A 21,090-nucleotide genomic window follows, 5' to 3' on the forward strand; every position below is an offset into this window, starting at 1 on the left:
GACCGGCGAGGTTCAGACGCGCCAGGAGCGGACGAGTTCGTCGAGCGCGGCCTGGTCGTAGGTGATGCCCTGCGACCGGAGTTCCTGGGCGACCAGGTCACCGTCACCGCCGTGCTTGGCCAGCAGCCGGTACACCGCGTACGGGAACCAGTGGTTGTCGCTGATCCGCCGGATGTCGGCCTCGTCGCAGGTGTAGCCCTCGGCCCGCACGTCGGCGAGGGTCGCGGCGATGTCGCCGTGGCGGCGTTCGAGGATCTCGATGACGAGGGAACGCAGGGTCTCCGGGTCGGGGGCCGGTGCGGCGACCTCCTCGACCGCGGCGCCGTGGCCGTTGAGGCTTCCGCGCGCCGCGGCGCTGACGACCGCCAGCTCCGGCGCGGGTTCCGGCATGGGCGCCGGCGCCTGCGGGACGGATGCGACGGCTCCGGCTCCGGCGTCCTGGTCCCGCTTGGGCTTGGGTTCCGGCTCGGGTTTCGCGGGCGCCTGCCCGGTCGTGGCGGCGTTCTCGGCGGTGGCGGCGGACTGGGTGCCCGACTCGATGGCGACCTTTCCGGAGTGACCGGGAACCTGGATCTGCGGGAACGGGCCGGTATTCCGCAGCGGCAACAGCGTGATCTGGTTCAGGGTGACGGGCCCGGTGATGGCGCGCGTCTGCGGTTCCGGCTGTTTCTCCGGCTGCTCCTCGACCTCCTGTGACACGTACCGGTGCAGGGTCCGCAGCAGGACGAACAAGCCGAGCATCGACACGATGGGCGGGACGGCCGCCGTCGCCTGGTAGGAGAACGTCTTGTTCCCGACGTGGCCCACGTTGAAGACCAGGCTGGCCGTCCAGCCGGCGAGGGCGATGGTCAGCGGCAGGAAGAAGTCCAGCCAGCTCAGCAGGGCCCGGCGGCGCAGCACGAAGGCGTCGACGGCCAGCAGGAAGAGGCCGAGTTCCCCGACGATGATGAACAGGTCGACCAGCAGGGGGAACGACTCGGCCTTCCAGCCCCGCAGGCCGTGGTCCAGGGCCCAGTGGTAGAGCCCGGCGTAGGACTGGGCGAAGCCGCCGGCGGTGGCCGTCAGGACCGCGGCCGCCATGAAGGCGATGGCCCCCCACCGTGTGATGACCTGTGCCCGGTTGGCAGCGTTCATGCCGCGTGTGCTCCCAGATTTCCTTACACAACCAAGAGTGATCGCTGGGAGACTATCCATTCCTTTGACGGTCCGTGGGGGATTTCGAGCAGTTCACGGTCGGTCCGGACATGCGGATGTCCCCGCCGGGGTGCGCCGGTGCCCGGGCGGGGACTGGGATTCCGCGGGAGCTACGGAACCTTACTCGTCGTTACCGCCGCCGAGCGGTGCGGACGACGAAGTCCAGGTTCCCGGTCCGCCCGTTCTGGTCGGTACCCATCTTCATCAGCAACCGCGGGTCGTAGATCGTGTCGGTCTGGTTGCGCGGCTCGTTCGGGAAGTACATCTGCGTCGTCAGGATCCGCGCGCCCGGCGCCTGGACCTTGACGTGGATGTGCCGGGTGCGTCCCGGGTACAGGCCGGGCACGATCGTCGTCAGGACGTAACGACCCTGCTCGTCCGTGTACTGGTGGCCGCGGAAGATGTAGCCGCGGTTGTCGTACACGCCGGCGTTGTCCGCCTGCCAGAAGTCGAGCAGCGCTCGGGCAACCGGCTTGCAGTCCAGGCCGTACACGATCCCGCTCACGGTGAGCAGGGTTCCCGGCTTGCCGGCCCTGATGTCCTTGCGCTCTGGCGAACCGGGGGTGAAGTACGGGCCCTCGGTCTGCGCTGGGGTGGGGTCGTCATCGCCGTCGGTGCACTTCGGCGTCAGTTCGAGCTTCCGCGGCGGGGTGCGGGTGTCAGCCTGGGCCGAGGTCGCCACGGACACGGCGGTGGGGACCGCCAGCGCGCCGATGCCCGCTGCGACGATGAAGTTCTTGCGGCTGATGCCCGATTGCAGCTGTTCCTGCTCGTCCTCTGGCATGGGGGGATTTCCTCTCGAGATCGTCCGGTGTACCGGGATCTTCCGGACACCGGATGCGGGGCTCCCAGGGAGTGCGTCGCGACATGTATAAGCCGGTCAGATGGGGCCGGTCTTGGGTTTCCCTGCCCGACCTTTGGCGTCGAGTGACAAAGCCCGCCGCCAGCGTCGTGCCGACTCGCTCATTGACCTTCACGACGCTCCGTAGAAACCTGGCGGTTGGCGTCCGAGACCCCCCGCCCGCCAACCTCGGAGGAGCGTCATGCCTACGCTCGCTGACACCTCGGATCATGCTGCCCAAGATCAGGCCGATTACTGGCGTCACCTGATCAACTCGGCGTTCGGTCCTTTCCATATCCAGCCGCGGCTCCCCGGTCCCTTCACCGCGCGGCTGTCCGCCCGCACGTTCGGCCCCGTCGAAGCCGGAGATGTGTACGCCCCCGCGCACATGGTGCGCCGCAGTGCCCGCCAGATCGCCCACGACACCAGGGAGTGCTACAAGCTCGGTCTCGTCCTGCGCGGCTCGTTCGTTCTGCGACAGAACGGCCGCCACACCCGCGTCGGCGTCGGCGACGTGGTGTTCTACGACCTCACCCGTCCGGTCGAGATCTGTTTCGACGCGCACCACATCTTCACCGTCGTGATCCCGCACCGTGCCGTGCCGCTCCCGCCCGAGCGGCTGGCCGCCTTCGGCGGCATCCTGCTCGCCGAGCAGTCCCGGCACGGCAGGCTCGTCTCCTCGCTCCTCGGCGCCCTCGCCGAGGACGGCGACACCGACGGCGCCGCCGCCGACGAGCCCTACGCCCACCATCTCGGCGGCGCCATCGTCGAGCTGGTGACCGGGGCGGCCAGCGAGTGGCTGGGCGCCCCGCCGACCCCGTCCCCGGAGGGAGCGGAGATGCTGCGCGCCATCAAGGAATGGATCGAGGCAAGACTGCACGACCCCGCGCTGTCCCCGGCCACGATCGCCGAGGCACACCACATCTCCGTCCGGCAGCTGTACCGGGTGTTCCAGCCCGCGGGCACGACCGTCGCCCGCTACGTCCGCACCCGCCGCCTCGAACACTGCCGCCGTGAACTCGGCGACCCGTTCCTCGGCACGCAGCGTATCGGCGCGATCGCCAACCGCTGGGGGCTGCCCGACGCCGCGGCCTTCAGCCGCGCCTTCCGCGCCGCCTACGGCGTCACGCCCACCGCGTACCGCGCCGCCACCACCGGAATCCTGCGAGACGTCTAGCTGTATTCATTGCAGGCCCGGCCCACTGCGCTCGCCTGGCGGCTCGCTACGTGACCGTTCCTGGGCGAACGCGCATCGCTTCGCGATCCGCCCGGTGCCGCTTGCCTTCGGCTTTGCTGCACCGGGCGGGTAACGCGTTCGGGTGCGGGTTGAGGTCGCTGTGTTGGTTGCAGGGCCGGCCGCACTTTGCTCGCCATACGGCTTGCTGCGTGGCCGGGTCTGGGCGGACGCGGCGTCGCTTCGCGATCCGCCCGGTTCAGCTCGCCTTCGGCGTCGCTGCGCCGGGCGGGTATCGCGTTCGCGTGCGGGCTGAGGTCGCTGTGTTTATTGCAGGACCGGCCCACTTCGCTCGCCTTGCGGCTCGCTACGTGACCGTTCCTGGGGCGAACGCGGCGTCGCTTCGCGATCCGCTCGGTGCCGCTTGCCTTCGGCGTCGCTGCGCCGGGCGGGTCGCGCGTTCGGGTGCGGGTTGAGGTCGCTGTGTTGGTTGCAGGACCGGCCGCACTTTGCTCGTCTTGCGGCTTGCTGCGTGGCCGGGTCTGGGCGGACGCGGCGTTGCTTCGCGATCCGCTCGGTGCCGCTCGCTTTGGCGTTGCTGCGCCGGGCGGGTCACGCGTTCGCGTGTGGGGTTCGAGGCCGCGTTGGAACGGGTCCTAGGTCCCTTTTCGCTCCCTTCCGGATTTGTCGCGAACCCCCCGGATCGGCTGCATCGATCGGCCGATCCGGGGAACGCGGGGAGGACGACGAAGGGAGGTACGCCGATGCCACGTCCAAGAGGTCCCGACGCGAACGCCGGTGAGGTGGTCGGCGCGGCGCTGCCGTTGGAGTACGAGGACGACCTCGATCCGCTCATGGACCGGATCGGCACGGCCCGCTGCGTCCTGATCGGCGAGGCCAGCCACGGGACGCACGAGTACTACGCGTGGCGGGCCGCGCTGACCCGGCGGCTGGTCGCCGAACGCGGGTTCTCGATCGTCGCGGTCGAGGGCGACTGGCCGGACTGCCGCAGGGTGGGGCGTTCGGTGACGCTCGCGCCCGGCTCGGTGGACGACCCGCGGGACGCGCTCGACGCCTACGAGCGGTGGCCGACGTGGATGTGGGCCAACGAGGAGACCGCCAGGTTCTGCCGCTGGCTGCGGGACCGTAACGCGGGCCTGCCGCCGGGGGAGCGGACCGGGTTCTACGGGCTGGACGTCTACAGCCTGTGGGAGTCGCTGCGAGCCGTCATCGACTACCTGGCGGAGCACCATCCGGAGTATCTCGCGACGGCGCTGGAGGCGTACCGCTGCTTCGAGCCGCACGGCGCGGATCCGCGGGCCTACGGATGGAACACCGCCCTGGTGCCGGGCGGCTGCGAGGAGGAGATCCTGGCGCTGCTGACCAGGCTCCGCCGTCCCGTGGGGCGCGGCGGTGCCGGCGACCCGACGGCGGAGCTCGACGCCCGGCAGAACGCCGAGGTCGTCGCGAACGCCGAACGCTACTACCGCACCATGATCGGCGGCGGGCCGGACTCGTGGAACGTCCGGGAGACCCACATGGCCGACACCCTCGACCGGCTCATGGCGTTCCACGCCGCGTCGGACGGGCCCGGCAAGGCCGTCGTGTGGGCGCACAACACGCACGTGGGCGACGCGCGGGCCACGGACATGGCCGCGGCCGGGATGGTCAGTCTCGGCCGGCTGGCACGCGAACGGCACGGCCGAGACCAGGTCGTCCTGGTCGGCTTCGCCGGGGGTCCCGGGGAGACGGTCGCCGCGCCGCGCTGGGGCGCCCCGATGGAGATCATGCACGTCCCGCCGCCGGTCCACGGGTCGCTGGAGGAGGTGCTGGCCGAGTCGGAGCTGCATCGCGGCCTGTTCGTCGTGCCGCCCGAGGAGGACAAGCCCGCGTTCCTCACCCGGACGCTCGGGCACCGCGCGATCGGCGTGGTCTACGACCCGGACGCGGACCGGCGCCACTACGTCCCGACCAGGCTGGCCGACCGGTATGACGCGCTGTGCTGGTTCCGTGCCACCTCCGCGCTGCAGCCGCTGCATCTGGAGGCGGCGCGCCGTGGTGAACTGGAGACGATGCCCACCGGAGTCTGACGACACGAGAACAACGGAGACACCGAAATGTCGCTGACCATGCGGCCGGGACCGCTCGCCGGCTCGCCGGGAGACGAGGTCAACTTCACCATCGACGGTCCGCGGCACCGGCTGTTCATGCACGACTTCCCCCGCCGTGTCCGCGCGGTCTTCGCGGGGGAGACCGTCCTGGACACCGAACGAGGGAAGCTGCTGCACGAGACGGGGCTGCTGCCCGTCCTGTACGTCCCGGAGGCGGACGTGCGGGCCGACCTGCTGGAGCCGACCGACCACACGACCCACTGCCCGTTCAAGGGCGACGCCGCGTACTGGACGGTCCGTGTCGGCGACCGGGCCGCCGAGAACGCCGTGTGGGCGTACCCGGAGCCGAAGCCGGAGTCGGCGTGGCTGCGCGGACATCTGGCGTTCTACTGGCGTCCGATGGACGCCTGGTACGACGAGGACGAGGAGGTCCACGGCCACCTGCGCGACCCGTTCCACCGCGTCGACGCCCGCGCCTCGTCCCGGCGCGTCCGCGTGCTGCTGGACGGCGAGGTGATCGCCGAGACCGGGCGGCCGATGCTGCTGTCGGAGACGGGGCTGCCGAACCGGTTCTACATCCCGGCCGCCGACGTGCGCCGCGACCTGCTGCGCGAGAGCCGGAAACGGACCGTCTGCCCCTACAAGGGGGAGGCGACGTACTGGTCGCTGGACGGCGCGGAGGACGCCGCGTGGTCGTACGAGGAGCCCCTCGTGGACGCCGCCAAGATCGGCGGTCATCTGTCCTTCGACCATGAGGCCCTGACCATCGAGACGACGAGCGAGGCCACGCCGCCGCCGGGCCGGTGAACGGCGTCGCCTCCGCGCCCGGACCGGTTGCGGACGCACCGTCCGTCATCATCGTGCCCATGTGACGACTTCGGGTTACTGTGCTGTCAAGTCACAGGCGCTGTCAGGCCACAGGCAAGGGAGGCGGGCTGGTGCCACCGTACGCGGCGTCCTCCCCGCGTCCGGGTTTCTGGGCCGTGCTGGACCCGGCGCAGCGGGCGGCGCTGCGCCGGGCGGCGCGGCCCCGGCAGTACCCGGTGAAGACGCCCCTGGTGTACCAGGGGGACGAGTCCGACCATGTGATCATCATGGAGCGGGGCTGGGCGAAGGTGACCTCGGCGACCGAGGACGGTCATGACGTGGTGCTGGCCGTGCGGGGTCCCGGCGATCTGATCGCCGAGAGCGCGGTGCTGGGCGGCCGGACCCGGTCGGCGACGGTGACCGCGCTGTCGCCCGTCCGCGGGCTGGTGGTGCCCGCCGCGCGCTTCACCGGTTTCCTGGACGAGCACCCGGACGTGTGGATGCTCGTCACCAGCACCTTTGTGCAGCGTCTCGACGACTCCGACCGGCGGCTGACGGCCCAGATGAGCAGCCGCGGCCCGCAACGGCTCGCCGCGCTCCTGACCGACCTGGCGGAGCTGTCGGCCCTGCACGCCCCGCCCGCGCCGGACGGGTCGATCGAGATCGGCCCGCCGCTGTCGCAGGAGGAGCTCGGGAGCTGGATGGACGCGTCCCGGGAGACGGTCGCCCGCGCCCTCAACGGGCTGCGCGGCCGGGGCCTGATCAGAACCGGCTGGCGCAAGATCGTCATCGTGGACCTGCCGGGCCTGCGCGAGTTCGCCAAGGAACCCGACTGACCACCCTGCCGTGTCGACCGGTCCGGGGTCACGACTCGGCGAGCCGCCGCCGTGCCTCGGCCCAGTCGATCGGCAGGTCGCCGACCGTGGCCTCCCAGAAGACGAACGCGGAGTCGCGCATCACCGCGCGCTGGCGGCGCATGGTGGACGCGTGCGGTTCGGCCTTGGAGTAGGCGGCCAGGGACTTGCGGTCGCTCCACGCCGAGAGCGTCCAGAACGTCCGCCTGAACGGTTCGGCCTTCAACGCCACGCCGTGGGCGCCGTCCGCGCGGCGGGCCTGCCGGAGCAGCAGGAGCGAGGCGCGCAGGAAGCCCGGCACATGGCGCAGTGAGCGCACCTCTAGCCGGGAGGCCATGACCACCACCCTGGTCTCCGGTTCGTCCTCGATCAGCGTGGCCCATGGCAGTGTCGGCATCACGGCCCCCCATCTCGCGCAGATATCTTGTCACTGGCTAGATTGCCGGATCGGAGGACGACTTGTCAATGACAAGATAGGATTCCTGTGCATGACCGAACAGTCGAGCTACCATCACGGCGACCTGCGCAGGGCCGTTCTGCAGGCCGCCGTCGAGGCGATCGCCGAGCGCGGACCGGCCGGCTGGAGCCTGCGCGAGCTGGCCCGCCGCGCCGGGGTCTCCCATGCGGCGCCCGCCCACCACTTCGGCGACAAGGCGGGCGTGCTGACCGCCGTCGCCGCCGAGGGCTACGCCCGGTTCGCGGACGCGCTCGAGGCCGCGGGCGACGACCTGCACGAGACCGGCCTCGCCTACATCCGCTTCGCCGTCGACCACCGCGCGTACTTCGAGGTCATCTTCACCCCCGCGCTCTACCGGACCGACGACCCGGACGTCACCGCCGCCCGCGCCCGCGCCGACCGGGTCCTCGGACGGCTCGTCCACACCGTCTCACCGGGCGCAGCCGAGGACGAGCGGACCGCCCGGCTCGCCGCCTGGTCGATCGTCCACGGGTTCGCGCATCTCTGGCTGAGCGGCGCCATCCCCACGGAGCCGGACGACGATCCGGTGACGCTGGCCCGTCCCGTCATCGCCCGGCTGTTCGAGCGCTGAGATCAGCCGGAGTCGGAGTCCGCGCCGTTGATCGCGCGTCGCCCGTCGTCGGCGTCCTCCGGCGCGTGCCGTTCGGGCACGGTGGCCAGGTCCGCCCGGAACCGGCGGTTCAGCGCGGCGCGCACCCGCTGCGTCCCGCGGCGGGCGCGTGGACTCTCGACGCCCTCGACGGGCGGCGGGACGTCCAGCGGGACCGCCACCGGCGGGCGCGGATCGGTGATCGCTCCGATCTCCTCGTCCGACATGGGCCGCTCGACCTCGCTGAACCGGCCCTCCGGCGACATGCGGATGATGCCGGTCTCCAGCCCGTGTCCGGCGATGCCGAGGTCCCGGCGTTGCAGTCCCAGGCAGATGCGGTAGGCGATGATGTAGCCGAGGATCGGCCCGAGGATCACCAGGCCGCGGAAGATCCATGTCGTCCAGTACAGCGAGATGTGGAACCGTTCGGCGACGACGTCGTTGCCGCCCGCGAGCCACAGCACCCCGTAGAACACGACGCCGGCGACGCCGATGCCGGTGCGCGCCGGGACGTCGCGCGGCCGGTCGAGCAGATGGTGGGTCTCGTGGTCCCCGGTGACCCAGCGTTCCACGAACGGGTACGCGGCGAGCCCGCCGATCAGCAGCCCGAGGACCACCAGCCCGGGAATCGCCACGCTGAGCGAGATCGTGTGCCCCAACACGTCGATCTCCCAGGCGGGCATGATCCGCAGCCCGCCCTCCAGCCAGCCCATGTACCAGTCGGGCTGCGACCCGGAGCTGATCGCGCCCGGGTCGTACGGCCCGTACAGCCAGACGGGGTTGATCTGGACGAACGCCGCCAGCAGCGTCGAGACCCCCAGCACCCACAGGAAGAACGCGGTGGTCTTGCCGATGAAGACGGGGAAGAACGGGTAGCCGCGGACGGTCGTGTTCGAGCTGCCCTTGCCGGGGAACTGGGTGTGCGTCTGCCGCCAGGTCAGCACGATCGCGTGCAGCGGGATCAACGCGGCCAGGATCCCGGGGATCAGCAGGACGTGGATCACGTACAGCCGGGGGATGATGTCGGTGCCGGGGAACTCGCCGCCGAACAGGAACATCACCAGGTAGGTGCCGACCAGCGGGACGGACAGCGTGACGCCCTCCAGGACGCGCAGCCCGGTGCCGGACAGCAGGTCGTCCGGCAGGGAGTAGCCGAACAGCCCGTTGAACATCACCAGCACGAGCATGACGAGACCGATCAGCCAGTTCAGCTCGCGCGGCTTGCGGAACGCGCCGGTGAAGAAGTTGCGCAGCAGGTGGACGAGGATCGCCGCCATGAAGATCAGCGTCGCCCAGTGGTGCAGCTGCCGGACGAGCAGCCCGCCCCGCACATCGAAACTGATCTTGAGCGTGGAGGCGTAGGCCTCGCTCATCGCCACGCCCTTCAGCTTCGTGTACGAGCCGTCGTAGATCACCTCGTGCATGCTCGGCTTGAAGAACAGCGTGAGGAACACCCCGGTGAGCAGGATGATCACGAACGAGTACATGGCGATCTCGCCGAGCAGGAAGCTCCACTGGTCCGGGAACGCCTTGCGCATGGACTTGCGCAGGAAGCCGGTCGTGCCGAACCGCTCGTCGAGGGCCCGCGCCGAGGCGTCCACCGCCCGCGGCGGCTTCCCCGACGCCCGCGCGCGCCCTCCCGTACCGCTGACGGCCCCTGAATTCCCCGCCATCGTCACGTCCCTCTCCTTGGCGTGTGGAAATCGACGCTCTGCGGATAAGACCGACGACCGCGGAGGAATGTGACATCCGGCTGATGTGGGCCCCGTCACACGGGGATGGGCGGCCTCAACAGGCGGGTACGGCGAGCCTGCTGCGGCGCCGGTAGCGGGGCCGCCAGCTCGTCCGGTAGACGAGCCGGACCGGCGGCGGCAGCAGCCGCAGCACCGCGCGGCGGGTGGGCTCGGGCGCGTCGTCCAGCAGCCATGGCAGGAAGACGCCGAGGTTCCGGACGCCGAGTTCGCGACGGAACTCGACGTCGAACGTCCCCCACTCGTACGGCGTGAGCGTGGACGAGATCAGCGGCAGGACGTCCGACTCCTTGAAGTCGAGCAGCGCGCACACCGCCCCGCGCAGGTCCCGCACGTACCGGGCGAACAAGGGCCGGTCGCGCCGCTCCAGCGCCGCGTCGACGGCGTCCATCAACGGGACGACCCGCAGCGCCCGCACCGCCATGGCGTCGAGGACGGCTCCGACGTGCCCCGGGGCGCCCGCCTCCGTCGCGTACATCACCGTCCAGAGGGCGCGTTTCTCGGCGATGTCCTGGACGCGCCAGTACGAGGTGAACAGGCACCAGGTGTTCGCGACCGCCACACCGGTGAGCGCGCCGTCCGCCCCCGCCGCGGCCTCCAGCCGGGCCATGTCGCGCCGGAACGCGTCGTACGTCGCGTCCAGCATCGTGAGGTCGAACCGCCGTGGCTCGCCCATGCCGCCTCCCAACCTCTCCCGACCGGGCACCTCCACTATGAAGATGGATCGGGCTGGCGGAATGTGACACGATCCGGAGCCTGTCTCCTGTGATCTGCCCCACCGCACGAGGAGTATGCGGGCGGTACCTTGGCGGGAATCATCCTCCGGGCGGAAAGGGGCCGCGCATGGCCATGGACGCGGCGGGCGTCGACATCGCCTCCCTCATCCTGCGGATCTCCGTGGGCGGCACCCTCGTCGCCCACGGCTGGAACCACGCGTTCGGCGGCGGCCGGATCGAGGGCACGGCGGGCTGGTTCGAGTCGATGGGGCTGCGGCCCGGGAAACTGCACGCGCTGATGGCCACCGGCACCGAACTCGGCGCGGGCGTCCTGCTCGTCCTCGGGCTCCTCACCCCGCTCGCGGCGGCGGGCGCGGTCGGCACGATGCTGGTCGCGTTCGTCACCGCGCACCTGCGCAACGGCTTCTTCATCTTCCGCCCCGGCCAGGGCTACGAGTACGTCCTGATGATCATCATGGTGGCGTGCGCGCTGGGAGCCCTCGGCGGTGGCGCGGTGTCCGTCGACCGCGCGCTCGGTGTGACGGACGACCTGTCCGGTTGGCCCGGCCTCGCGATCACCGCGCTCGCGGGCGGGCTCGGCGGCGCGCTGCTCCTGGCGGTCTTCTGGCGCCCGGCGAAGGAGCCGCAGAGCTGATCAGCCGGCCGGACGGGCCCCGAGCGCGCGGAGCGCGAACGCCGTGATCTGGGCCGCGGTCTCCGCCGCCTCGGCCCGGGCCAGGCCCGCCAGCTGGTCGTCGAACGCCTGGCCGAGCGCGGCGCGGACGAACCGCGCGTCCGGGCCGGGATCGGTCCAGGGGAACGAGCCGTCCGCGCGTCCCGCCGCGAGGATCTCCGCGATGATCGTCTCCTGCTCGGCGGTGACACGTCCCCGCTCCCCGGCGTAGCCACGGGCGCGGACCGTCTCACCGGAGGCGAGCGCGAGAACCCTCTCGCGACGCTCGTCCGCGGTGATCGCCAGCATCCCCGCGATCAGCGCGGTCAGCGCCTCGGCCGGGGACGCGGCGGAGGCGGCGAGCTCCCGCAGCTCGGTCATCACCCGGGTGCTGTCCCGGCGGAACAGCGCCAGCAGCAGCGCGTCCTTGGACTCGAAGTGCCGGTAGAACGCGCGGGTCGACAGGCCCGCCGCGGCCAGGATGTCGGTGATGGACACCGAGGCGCCGCGCGCCTCCGCGAGGCACCGGTACGCGGCGTCGATGATGCGCGCCCTCTCGGCGGGCTGACCGGGCACGGGCAGGGCCCCTCTCCTGTGCCTCCAGTGAGGGGCCAGCCTACCCAGCGGCGGCCCGGAGCCGCTCCCGTTGTGGAATCACGGTGTACTTGGGGTCCCGCGCCGACTGGACTCCCGCGTGGAAGACGCCGAAGCGGGTGCAGGCCGAGCCCGCCAGCAGCGCCGCCCCGGCGAGCGCCGCCGCGGCGCGGTGGCGCCCGCCGAGCACGGCGCCGGTGGCCCCCGCGACCGACAGGATGTCGGCCGCGCGCAGGAGCTTGCCGGCCCTGCCCGTCGTGTACGTCTCGGCGACCATCCCCATGCGACGCCGCATCACCTTCGCCGACGCCAGTTCCAGGGCCGTGCCGAGAACCGCCGCGGTGCGCATCGGCCCCGTCTCGCCGACCGGGCCCGCGACCAGCGCCATGCCGGACGCGGCGGCCGTGGCCGAACCGGCGAACACGAACGGCAGCTCGCGGTGCGCCTCGTGCCACCCGGGCACGGCCGTGTCGGCGGCCAGCACGGCGGTGTAGGTGGCGACGACCGGCCCCAGCGCCGCGGCCCCGGCGGTGGCGGCCCGGCCGAGCCGCGGCCCCCATCCGGTCACGTCCAGGACGGCGGCACCGCCCACGGCGGGACCGTAGGCGGCCAGCAGCCAGGAACCCATGCTCATCGGCGACGTCGGCTTCATGACCCGCAGCATGTTGGCGAACCGTTCGGGCCGTCCGAGGTCGTGGATCAACGCGGCGGTCGACCCGCCGAGGGCGGCGAGCGAGGAGATCTTCAGTGCCCGTGCGACGCGGGGACGGCCGGTGAACCCCGCGCCCGCGGCCAGCACCGAACCCGCCCCGGCGAGACCGCCGAGGAAGAAGTACCCGGCGACGTCGAACGACTTCCAGACGGGCGGGTTCAGGATCGGCTTGCCGTAGTAGGACGTGAACTCGGCCTCCGGCACCATCGCCTTCTCGCCCCGGTTCTTACCCCGCCCCCGGCGGCGGTGCCGCACGCCCTCACCGACCCGGGCCTTCCGCATGTCCTTCCCGCCCGTGCTCTCGCTCGTGTTCCCAGGCGGGTCCGGGTCGCTCATCGTCCGCCTCCCGCGCGGCCGTGGACGGCGAAGACCGCGGCGAGCCCGCCGAGCAGCGTGGCGGCGGCCATCCCCGCGTGCTTCCACATGGACGGCAGGTCGCGCGTGGTGACGACGGGATCGGGTGGCAGCCCGTACACCTCCGGCTCGTCCAGCAGGAGGAAGAACGCGCCGTCGCCGCCGACACCGTCGTCCGGGTCGTGACCGTACAGGCGCGCGTCGTCGACACCGAGTTCGTGCAGCTGGTCGACGCGCATCGCGGCGCGCTCGCGCAGTTCGTCGAGGGGGCCGTACTGGATGGAGTCGGTGGGGCACGCCTTCGCGCACGCCGGTTCCATCCCGACGCCGATCCGGTCGTAGCACATCGTGCACTTCCACGCGCGCCCGTCGCCCTTGCGCTGGTCGATGACGCCGTAGGGGCAGGCCGGGATGCAGTACCCGCAGCCGTTACAGATGTCCTCCTGGACGACGACGGTGCCGAACTCCGTCCGGAACAGCGAACCGGTCGGGCAGACGTCCAGGCAACCGGCGCGTGTGCAGTGCTTGCAGACGTCGGACGCCATCAGCCAGCGCATGTCGCTGTCGGCCCGGCCCACAGGCTTGTCCTGCTCGATGAACGCGACGTGCCGCCAGGTGTCGGCGCCGAGGCCCTGGGTGTTGTCGTAGGACATGCCGGTGAACTCCAGCCCGTCCTCGGGCACGGCGTTCCACTCCTTGCACGCCACCTCGCACGCCTTGCACCCGATGCACACCGACGTGTCGGTGAAGAACCCCATCCGCGGCGTCGCGTCGGGTTCGGCTCCGGCGAGCAGGTTCCGTCCGACCAGACCTCCCATGCCACCACCTCCGTCCCACGGTGCGCCTTCCCGCCGACACGCTCCCTACACCCGTTCGAGCCGCCGTCGGTCGCGCGGCGGGTGTCGCCTCGTCGGCGAACCGGATCGCGTCGTCCCGCCGGTTCGCCGTGTCGCATGGCGGACGGCCCTCGTGGCGACGGCGGTGTAGGCCAGGCCCGCCGCGAGCGAGGCGAGCAGGGCCAGGAGTTCGGAGCGCTCCTCGAGCAGCGGGTAGACCTGCCAGTGAACCAGGTAGACGTAGAGCGATCCGGCTGCCAGCAGGGCGGTGAGGCGGTTGAGCCAGGCGGTGCTCGGCAAGAGCGGGAGCCAGATCAGCAGGCTCACGCCGACGATGAGGACGGTCGTCCTGAGCTGTTCGTCCGGGCCGAAGTATCCGGGGATCGTGGCCAGGCCGATCGCGGTCACCAGGAGGCGTCGGCCCATGCCGGTCGCCTTCGCCGCGGCCCAGCCGAGGGGGAACATCCACAGTGCGGTGATCGCGTCCGGCAGGTTCGTGAGGCCGGCGAAGTCGTAGCGGACGACCAGCGTGGCCAGCAGAACGCCGAGGGCGAAGGTGAAGGGCGAGCGTCGTTCCAGCCTGTCCACGGCCGGGACGCCGAGCCACGCGGCCATGGCGAGCAGAACGTAGACGATCACCTCGATGAACCAGTAGTTGCTGTTGTGCCCGGTCGCGCTCTTCAGCAGCAGCGCGTCGACCAGGTGGTAGTCGGCGGTGAGGAGCGCCGCGAGGACGATCCAGACGACGCTCGGCACGGCGATCCGGGCCAGTGTGCCCAGGACGTGCCGGCGGCGCTCGGCCCGTCCCGCGGAGGTGAGGTGGAAGCGGGCGAAGTTGTGGCCCGCCACCGCCAGCAGGACGTGTGCCCCGCCCTGGATCCAGAACAGGCCGATGTGGGAGCCGACGATGAGGACGATCGCGGTGGCGCGCAGCGCGATGCCCGTCTCCAGAGTCCGCAGCCTGGTGCCGCGGGCCGTGCGTCGCAGGTCGCGGATGCGCCGTGTGGGCCAGTCCGGGGGAAGGTGGCCGAGGGCCTCCTCCAGTTTCAGCGACATCTCCACATAGGACAGCGAGTCGCCCCCGAGGCCCACGAAGGTGTCGTTCTCGGTGACGCCGGGATGGTCCAGGATCTCGGCGTACAGATGGCACAGGTCCGTGGTGGGCACCGGTTCGGCGCGGGCCAGCCGGAGCACGGCACCGTGGTCGGGCTTTCCGGTGGGGAGTCGGGGCAGGGCGGGCAGGACGTGCACGCTGACCGCCCTGGCGGGCAGGCCGCATTCGGCCGCGACCAGTCGCCGGACGCTCCGGGCGGCGGTGTCGCCGGTGACGGCCACGACCAGTCCCGTGTCGTCGCCGGCGCAGCACGCGGTCAGGCCGTGTCCGGCGAGCGTCTCCTCGACGCGCTGGAGGTCGATCCTCAGGCCATAGGGCTTGGCGAACCTGCTGCGGCGTCCGACGATCTGGTACAGCCCGCCCGGGAGGCGCCGCGCGACGTCGCCGGTGCGCAGTTCGTCGACGGTGCGGCCCAGGGCCAGGTCGGTGGGGTGCTCGGCGTATCCGAGCATGACGTTCGGTCCCGTGTACACGAGTTCGCCGGTGTCGGGTCCGGGGACGTCCGGCAGCGGCTCCAGCCGGAAGGAGCCGCCCGGGATCGGGACGCCGATCGCCTCCGGATGACGGGACGCCAGGTCGGGCGGCAGGTAGGCCATGCGGGCGGTCGCCTCGGTCTGGCCGTACATGACGACCAGGTTCCAGCCGTGCCGCCGCCCGAGCGCCGCGTAGCGTTCCACCTGAGCGGGTGGAAGCCGTCCGCCGGCCTGGGTGACACAGCGCAGGTCCGGCAGCCGCATGTCGGCGAAGCCCACCCGGTCCAGCAGTTCGAAGGTGTAGGGGATGCCCGCGAGCGTCGTGCCACGGGCGTCGCGGAACAGCGTCCAGAAGCGGTCGTCGCTCACCGAGAGGTCGGTGAGGACGAGGCCCGCCCCCCGATGGAGGTGGCTGTTGATGACCGACAAACCGTAGCAGTAGTAGATCGGCAGCGTCGTGGCGGCGCGGTCGTCGCCACGGATGCCCAGCGAGACGGCGATGGACGCGGCGTTCGCCTGCAGGTTCTCGTGCGACAGCCGGACGAGCTTCGGTGAGCCCGTGGAGCCGGACGTGCTGAGCAGCAGCGCGAGGTCGGGGTGCGGCGTGTGCGCGGTGCCCGTGCGTCGCTCGTCGAGCGTCCCGTCCGGGTGGGCCACGACGTCCGGGTCGTAGGTGTCGGTCAGTGACCGCAGGAAGTCGGGCCGGTCGTGCGGTGCGAGCAGGACGGGATGCCCGAACGCCAGCGCCGCCAGATAGACGACGAGGGTGTCGACGGTGTTGGCGCCGCCGAGCAGGACGAGTCGCCGTCCGGTGCCGAGCCGCCGTCCGGTGGCCGCCACCCGGTCGGCGAGTTCACGGTAGGAGAGTGCGCCCTCGGCGGTGATGACCGCCGTGCGGTCGCCGTGCGCGGCGAGGTCGCGGGCGAAGGGGACGACCGCGGGCACCTTGGGGTGGGGGTTGCTCACGCTGGGCATCTTAGGTAAGGCTAATCTAAACGACAATTCCCTCTTCGATCCCCCCTTCGAGGAAAGCATGCGAAACCCCCTGCGTCGTTACTCATCCGTTTTGATCTTGACGGCCCTCGTTCTCTCACTCGGGACCGCATGCGGCCTCGGGAGCGACGCCGGTCTGGTCATCTACTCCGGCCGCAACGAGGGGCTGGTGAAGCCGCTGCTGGAGAAGCTGGAGAAGACCCTCGGCACCGACGTCGAGGTGCGGTACGGCTCCAGCGCCGAACTGGCCGCGCAGATCCTGGAGGAGGGGGACAAGTCCAAGGCCGACCTCTTCCTCTCCCAGGACGCCGGTGCGCTCGGAGCCCTGGCGAAGGAGGGGCGCCTGGAGAGACTGCCCGAGCCGTCCCTCAACAAGGTGCCCGCGAAGTTCCGCGGGAGCGCCGGTGACTGGGTCGGTCTCTCCGGACGCGTCCGCGTGCTGGCCTACAACCCCAACCAGGTTTCCAAGGCGCCCGACACCGTGCGCGACCTCGTCAGGCCGGAGTGGAGGGGCAAGGTCGGTTACGCGCCGACCAACGCCTCCTTCCAGGCATTCGTCACCGGCATGCGCGTCCTGGACGGCGACGAGGCCACGCGCGCCTGGCTCAAGGGCATGAAGGCCAACGGAGTCAAGGCGTACGACAACAACATCGCCGTGCTGGACGCCGTGAACTCCGGGCAGGTCTCGATCGGACTGATCAACCACTACTACTGGTACGAGAAGGTCGCCGAGAAGGGCGAGGGAGGCGTCACCGCCAAGCTGCACTACCTTCCGGGCGGCGACCCCGGCGCGCTGATCAACGTCGCGGGTGTCGGAATGCTCAAGGGCAGCGAGCACCGGGCGACCGCTCTCAAGGCCGTCGACTATCTGCTGGCGAAGGAAGCGCAGACCTACTTCAGCGACGAGACCAAGGAGTACCCGCTGGCCAACGGTGTCGCCGGCACCGTCCCCGGCCTGCCTCCGCTGGACTCGCTGAAGGCCCCCGAGATCGACCTCGGGAAGCTCGACTCGCTCCAGCAGACCCTGACGATGCTGCGAGAAGCGGGAATGGTCTGAGAACCGATGGCGGCGGCCCGCATCCCGAGGAGTCTGCTCGCTCCGGCCTGCCTGGCCGGAGCCTTCGCCCTGCTGCCGCTCGGCTACCTCGCCGTGCGGGCGCTGGAGCGGGGACCCGACTTCGCCTGGAGCGTCGTCACCACCGGCGGCACCGCGCATCTCCTGGGCCGCAGCCTGGCCCTGGCCTGCGCGGTGGTGGCGGCCTGCCTCGTGCTGGGCGTCTCACTGGCCTGGCTCACCGTGCGCACGTCCCTGCCCGGCGCCCGCGCCTGGTCGGTGATCGCCACCCTGCCACTGGCCGTGCCCAGCTACGTGGCCGCCTTCGCGTGGCTGTCGGCCGTGCCGGACCTGTCCGGCTTCACCGGATCGGCACTGGCGCTGACCCTCGTCAGCTACCCCTACGTCTACCTGCCGGTGGCCGCCGCGCTCCGGGGCATCGACCGCGCGCAGGAGGAGACGTCCCGCTCGCTCGGGTCGGGGTCGGCGCGCACCTTCCTCCGCGTCGTCCTTCCGCAACTCCGCCCGGCCGCGGCCGGCGGCGGGCTCCTGGTCGCGCTGTACGTCCTGTCCGACTTCGGCGCGGTGTCGCTGATGCGGTACGACACGTTCACGCGCGGCATCTACACGTCCTACCAGGCCAGCTTCGACCGCACCCCGGCCGCCGCGCTGAGCGTCGTGCTGGTGGTGATGACCATCGCCCTCGTCGCCCTGGAGACCCGGACCCGCGGGCGGCGCGGGCACGCCAGGACCGGCGCCGGGACCGCGCGTCCCGCCGTCCCGGCGCCGCTCGGACGGCTCACGGTCCCCGCCCTGGCCTGGTGCGGAACGGTCGCCGCGGCCGCCGTCGCGTTCCCGCTGGCCACGCTCGCCTACTGGCTGGCCACCGGGAACCGCTCCACCTGGGACACGCCCGGACTCCTGGGCGCCGCGGGCACCACCCTCGGCGTGGCGGCGGCCGGCGCCGCGCTCACCACCGTCCTCGCCCTTCCCGTCGGCGTGCTCGCGGCCCGCCATCGGGGACGGACCGCCGAGCTGGTCGAACAGGCCGCCTACGCCGGACACGCCCTACCGGGCATCACCGTCGCACTGGCCATGGTCTTCTTCGCGGTCCGGTACGCCGCCCCGATCTACCAGGAACTGCCGCTGCTGGTCTGCGCCTACGCGGTGCTCTTCCTGCCGGTCGCCGTCGCCGCCACGCGCGCCGCCGTCCTGCAGGCGCCGCCCGTCCTGGAGGACGTCGCCCGCTCTCTCGGGCGGGGGCCCCTGCGCGTCCTGGGCAGCGTGACCGTGCCGCTGGCCGCCCCCGGCGTCGCCGCCGGCGCGGCGCTGACCTTCGTGATCTGCATGAAGGAACTGCCGGCCACCCTGCTGCTGCGTCCGACCGGCATGGACACCCTCGCCACCAGACTGTGGACGGAGACCGGCGTCGGGTCCTACGCCGACGCCGCTCCCTACGCCGCCGCGCTGATCCTGCTCGCCGCCGTACCCTCCTACCTCCTCGGAAGGCAGCGTCCATGACCGACCTGCGCATCAAGGGCCTGACCAAGGCGTACGGCGCGGACGCCACCGTCCTGAACGGGCTCGACCTCGACGTTCCGAGCGGTTCGCTGGCCGCCGTGCTCGGCCCCTCGGGCTGCGGGAAGACCACCCTGCTCCGCGTCATCGCCGGCTTCCTGCGCGCCGACGCGGGCACCGTCACCGTGGGCGGACGGACCCTGACCGGCCCCGGAACGCACGTCCCCCCGGAACGCCGCCGCATCGGCATCGTGCCCCAGGAGGGCGCGCTGTTCCCCCACCTGAGCGTCGCCCGCAACGTCGCCTACGGTGTCGCCGACCGCTCGGCACGCCGCCGTCGCGCCGAGGAGATGCTCGAACTGGTGGGCCTGGCCGGATACGGCGACCGGACGCCGCACGAACTGTCCGGCGGTCAGCAGCAGCGCGTCGCCCTGGCCCGCGCCCTGGCCCCCGAGCCCACGCTGGTCCTGCTCGACGAGCCGTTCAACGCGCTGGACAGCGCGCTGCGCGCCGGAGTACGAGCCGACGTCCGCGCCGCTCTGCGCGCGACCGGCGCCACGGCCGTTCTCGTCACCCACGACCAGCAGGAGGCCCTGTCCGTCGCCGATCTCGTCGCGGTCATCCACGAAGGGCGAGTCGCGCAGTGCGGCACCCCGCAGGACGTGTACGGCAGCCCCGCCGGCCCCTGGGTCGCCGGATTCGTCGGCGACGCCGTCCTCCTTCCGGGAACCGCCGCGAACGGCACCGCCACGACCGTGCTCGGCACGGTCGAACTGCGTGCCCCCGCCGACGTCCCCGGCGACGGCACCGTGATCCTGCGTCCCGAGCAGCTACGGCTCACCGAATCCACCGGAACGGGCGACGGAGGCGCTCCCGGCGGGACGGTGACCGAGGTGCGCTACTACGGGCACGACGCCATGGTCACCCTCGCCGTGGAGGGGCTCGAACGCCCGGTCGACGTCCGGGTCGTCGGAGACCTGCGCCTCCGTCCCGGCGACCGGGCCGGCGTCCGCCTCACCGGGCGGGCCGCCTTCCACCCGGCGCCGCCCGAAGAACACCAGGTGGACGGGCTGCTCACCGGGCGAGGTGGCGGGAGATGACCAGGCGTTGGATCTGGTTGGTGCCCTCGAAGATCTGCATCACCTTCGCCTCGCGCATGAACCGTTCGACGGGGAAGTCGCGCGTGTACCCGGCGCCGCCGAGGACCTGGACGGCGTCGGTGGTCACCCTCATCGCGTTGTCGGTCGCGAGCAGCTTGGCGATGGCCGACTCGGCGCCGTAGGGGCGGCCCGCGTCCTTCAGCCGCGCCGCCGACAGGTACGTCGCGCGGGCCGACGTGACCGCGACGGCCATGTCGGCGAGGACGAACGCGAGCCCCTGATGTTCGATGACGGCCTTGCCGAACGCCTCGCGTTCCCTGGCGTACGCGACGGCCGTGTCCAGCGCGGTCTGGGCGAGGCCGGTGGCGACGGCGGCGATGCCGAGACGGCCCGCGTCGAGACCGGCCAGCGCGATCGACAGGCCCTGCCCCTCCTCGCCGACGCGGTGGTCGGCCGGGATCCGCGCGTCCACGAACCGGACGGTCGCGGTCACCGAGCCCATCAGGCCCATCTTGTCCTCGGGCCGGTCGAACTCCAGGCCCGGCGTGTCGGCGGGGACGTGGAAGCAGGAGATGCCGCGCCCGCCGTCGTCGGAGGTGCGGGCCATCACGGTGTAGAAGTCGGCGTGGCCGCCGTGGGTGGTCCACGCCTTGGCGCCGTTCAGGACGTAGGAGTCGCCGTCCCGGACGGCCCGCGTGCGCATCGCCGCCGCGTCGGAGCCCGCGTGCGCCTCCGACAGGCAGTACGCGCCGAGCCGCTCGCCCGACAGCAGGTCCGGGAGCCAGCGGGCGCGCTGCTCGTCCGTCCCGTAGGTGAACAGCGGGAAGCAGGACAGCGCGTGCACGCTGACGCCCACGCCGACGCTGGCCCAGGCCGCGCCGATCTCCTCCAGGGCCTGGAGGTAGATCTCGTACGGCTGGTCGCCGCCGCCGAACTCCTCCGGGTACGGCAGCGTCAGCAGCCCCGCCCGGCCCAGCGTGGTGAACACCTCGCGCGGGAACGTGCCGGTGCGCTCGGCGTCCGCCGCGCGCGGCGCCAGCTCCTTCGCCGCGATCTCACGGGTGAGGGCGATGAGGTCCGCGGCCTCGGGGGTGGGCAGGTTCCGGGTGGCGGGCATGGCGGCTCCTTTCGCGGACTCCAAAGTACCAAGAACG

At 71.8% G+C, this 21,090-nt stretch carries 19 protein-coding genes; 9 read left to right on the top strand and 10 right to left on the bottom strand.

The genetic code is table 11. The features are described from left to right. Positions 1 to 12: 12 nt before the first annotated feature. Positions 13 to 1,134: a DUF2637 domain-containing protein gene (locus tag BZB76_RS18160; RefSeq protein ID WP_170180672.1), complete on the bottom strand. Its 1,122-nt coding sequence runs from the start codon at positions 1,132 to 1,134 to the stop codon at positions 13 to 15. A gap of 190 nt (positions 1,135 to 1,324) precedes the next feature. Further along, on the bottom strand, positions 1,325 to 1,978 hold the full coding sequence (locus BZB76_RS18165) for a dioxygenase family protein (protein ID WP_121435607.1): 654 nt from the start codon (positions 1,976 to 1,978) through the stop codon (positions 1,325 to 1,327). Positions 1,979 to 2,237: 259 nt separating this feature from the next. Here BZB76_RS18165 and BZB76_RS18170 point away from each other — a divergent pair, with 259 nt between their 5' ends. The 4 genes from BZB76_RS18170 to BZB76_RS18185 all read left to right on the top strand — a co-directional run bounded on the left by BZB76_RS18170 (position 2,238) and on the right by BZB76_RS18185 (position 6,963). Beyond that, positions 2,238 to 3,212 (top strand): AraC-like ligand-binding domain-containing protein, encoded by a 975-nt coding sequence (locus BZB76_RS18170; protein WP_117400970.1) that lies wholly within the window; start codon positions 2,238 to 2,240, stop codon positions 3,210 to 3,212. A gap of 761 nt (positions 3,213 to 3,973) precedes the next feature. After that, complete coding sequence (locus BZB76_RS18175) at positions 3,974 to 5,299, top strand: erythromycin esterase family protein (RefSeq protein ID WP_121435608.1); 1,326 nt, start codon at positions 3,974 to 3,976, stop codon at positions 5,297 to 5,299. Positions 5,300 to 5,326: 27 nt separating this feature from the next. Continuing rightward, a complete protein-coding gene (locus BZB76_RS18180; protein WP_121435609.1) occupies positions 5,327 to 6,127 on the top strand; it encodes a DUF427 domain-containing protein in 801 nt (266 codons plus the stop codon). Between the two features lie 131 nt (positions 6,128 to 6,258). After that, a complete protein-coding gene (locus BZB76_RS18185) occupies positions 6,259 to 6,963 on the top strand; it encodes a Crp/Fnr family transcriptional regulator (protein WP_246007035.1) in 705 nt (234 codons plus the stop codon). Between the two features lie 28 nt (positions 6,964 to 6,991). Here BZB76_RS18185 and BZB76_RS18190 read toward each other — a convergent pair whose 3' ends face one another. Further along, complete coding sequence (locus BZB76_RS18190) at positions 6,992 to 7,378, bottom strand: DUF3291 domain-containing protein (RefSeq protein WP_121435610.1); 387 nt, start codon at positions 7,376 to 7,378, stop codon at positions 6,992 to 6,994. A 91-nt stretch (positions 7,379 to 7,469) separates the two neighbouring features. Between BZB76_RS18190 and BZB76_RS18195 the strand changes: the two genes are divergently transcribed. Then, positions 7,470 to 8,030, top strand: a complete 561-nt coding sequence (locus BZB76_RS18195) for a TetR/AcrR family transcriptional regulator (protein WP_121435611.1) — start codon at positions 7,470 to 7,472, stop codon at positions 8,028 to 8,030. Between the two features lie 2 nt (positions 8,031 to 8,032). On the opposite strand, the gene qcrB is transcribed toward BZB76_RS18195, so the two are convergent. Then, positions 8,033 to 9,721, bottom strand: a complete 1,689-nt coding sequence (gene qcrB, locus BZB76_RS18200) for a cytochrome bc1 complex cytochrome b subunit (RefSeq protein WP_121436181.1) — start codon at positions 9,719 to 9,721, stop codon at positions 8,033 to 8,035. A gap of 115 nt (positions 9,722 to 9,836) precedes the next feature. Beyond that, a complete protein-coding gene (locus tag BZB76_RS18205; RefSeq protein WP_121435612.1) occupies positions 9,837 to 10,475 on the bottom strand; it encodes a hypothetical protein in 639 nt (212 codons plus the stop codon). 167 nt (positions 10,476 to 10,642) lie between these two features. Here BZB76_RS18205 and BZB76_RS18210 point away from each other — a divergent pair, with 167 nt between their 5' ends. Then, the gene (locus BZB76_RS18210; protein ID WP_246007036.1) at positions 10,643 to 11,170 is read left to right on the top strand and encodes a DoxX family protein; all 528 of its coding nucleotides are present in this window, start codon (positions 10,643 to 10,645) and stop codon (positions 11,168 to 11,170) included. On the opposite strand, the gene BZB76_RS18215 is transcribed toward BZB76_RS18210, so the two are convergent. The 4 genes from BZB76_RS18215 to BZB76_RS18230 are packed head-to-tail and all read right to left on the bottom strand — an operon-like array spanning position 11,171 to position 16,237. Beyond that, complete coding sequence (locus BZB76_RS18215; RefSeq protein ID WP_170180673.1) at positions 11,171 to 11,764, bottom strand: TetR/AcrR family transcriptional regulator; 594 nt, start codon at positions 11,762 to 11,764, stop codon at positions 11,171 to 11,173. 40 nt (positions 11,765 to 11,804) lie between these two features. Further along, positions 11,805 to 12,830 (bottom strand): NrfD/PsrC family molybdoenzyme membrane anchor subunit, encoded by a 1,026-nt coding sequence (gene nrfD / locus BZB76_RS18220; RefSeq protein ID WP_121435614.1) that lies wholly within the window; start codon positions 12,828 to 12,830, stop codon positions 11,805 to 11,807. Next, positions 12,827 to 13,666 carry a 4Fe-4S dicluster domain-containing protein gene (locus tag BZB76_RS18225; protein ID WP_121435615.1) on the bottom strand — a complete coding sequence of 280 codons (840 nt, stop codon included), beginning with the start codon at positions 13,664 to 13,666 and terminating at the stop codon, positions 12,827 to 12,829. Before BZB76_RS18225 ends, nrfD begins: the two co-directional genes overlap by 4 nt. A 45-nt stretch (positions 13,667 to 13,711) precedes the next feature. Beyond that, complete coding sequence (locus BZB76_RS18230) at positions 13,712 to 16,237, bottom strand: AMP-binding protein (protein WP_211343060.1); 2,526 nt, start codon at positions 16,235 to 16,237, stop codon at positions 13,712 to 13,714. A 106-nt stretch (positions 16,238 to 16,343) separates the two neighbouring features. On the opposite strand from BZB76_RS18230, the gene BZB76_RS18235 reads away from it, so the two are divergent. From BZB76_RS18235 to BZB76_RS18245, 3 genes are read left to right on the top strand one after another with little or no spacing between them, the layout of a single operon-like run. Further along, entirely contained in the window at positions 16,344 to 17,321 is a 978-nt protein-coding gene (locus BZB76_RS18235; protein ID WP_246007037.1) for an iron ABC transporter substrate-binding protein, read from the top strand. 6 nt (positions 17,322 to 17,327) lie between these two features. Then, positions 17,328 to 18,839 carry an ABC transporter permease gene (locus BZB76_RS18240; RefSeq protein ID WP_121435618.1) on the top strand — a complete coding sequence of 504 codons (1,512 nt, stop codon included), beginning with the start codon at positions 17,328 to 17,330 and terminating at the stop codon, positions 18,837 to 18,839. Continuing rightward, positions 18,836 to 19,936, top strand: a complete 1,101-nt coding sequence (locus tag BZB76_RS18245; protein ID WP_121435619.1) for an ABC transporter ATP-binding protein — start codon at positions 18,836 to 18,838, stop codon at positions 19,934 to 19,936. Before BZB76_RS18240 ends, BZB76_RS18245 begins: the two co-directional genes overlap by 4 nt. Here BZB76_RS18245 and BZB76_RS18250 read toward each other — a convergent pair. Continuing rightward, positions 19,911 to 21,053, bottom strand: a complete 1,143-nt coding sequence (locus tag BZB76_RS18250; RefSeq protein WP_121435620.1) for an acyl-CoA dehydrogenase family protein — start codon at positions 21,051 to 21,053, stop codon at positions 19,911 to 19,913. The two genes, BZB76_RS18245 and BZB76_RS18250, sit on opposite strands and share 26 nt — an antisense overlap. Positions 21,054 to 21,090: the final 37 nt, after the last annotated feature.

This window comes from Actinomadura pelletieri DSM 43383, from assembly GCF_003634705.1.
GTDB lineage: Bacteria > Actinomycetota > Actinomycetes > Streptosporangiales > Streptosporangiaceae > Spirillospora > Spirillospora pelletieri.